Here is a 623-nt window from a genome sequence, read left to right on the forward strand (position 1 = left end):
ACACGGCAACCCTGACCAATGCCGCCGGCACACCAGTCACCGTGACCCTGTCGAACGGCGCCGTGATCACTATCGAAGCGGGCAAAACCACCGGCTCTGTGACTGTCGATGCACCGAAGGACGATGTCTACAAAGACACCGGCACCGTCGAAGCGACGATCAAAGACGCGACTGGTGGCAACTTCGAGAACCTGGTCGCCAGTGATACCCCGGCGGTGACCACCGTCAATGACACCATCGATGCCAGCATCGTTTCGCTGACTGCCACTTCGAGCGTCGCCGAAGGCGGCACCGTGGTTTACACCGCATCCGTCAGCGCACCAGTCACCGGCTCGCCAATGGTTGTCACCCTGTCCAACGGTCAGACCATCACCATTCCGGTTGGCTCGAGCAGCGGTTCTGTCAACTTCGTTGCGCCAAACGATGCCCTGGCTGGCGGCGGCTCGCTGAGCGTCAAGATCGACGATGCCAAAGGCGGCAACTACGAGAAGCTGGAAGTCGACGGCAAGTCGGCGGACACATCGGTGACTGATACCCAGGACACCACTACCCTCAGCCTTTCGGCGGCTGACTCGGTCGCCGAAGGCGGTTCGATCGTTTACACCGCGACCCTGACCAACGCC

Annotated in this window: 1 protein-coding gene; it reads left to right on the plus strand. The window is 61.3% G+C overall.

All coding sequences use genetic code 11. From position 1 onward, the window contains the following. On the plus strand, positions 1-623 hold a 623-nt coding region (locus PMI36_RS11020; RefSeq protein ID WP_008073144.1), incomplete at both ends, for an immunoglobulin-like domain-containing protein.

Origin of the sequence: Pseudomonas sp. GM79, from assembly GCF_000282495.1 — a bacterium.
Lineage (GTDB): Bacteria > Pseudomonadota > Gammaproteobacteria > Pseudomonadales > Pseudomonadaceae > Aquipseudomonas.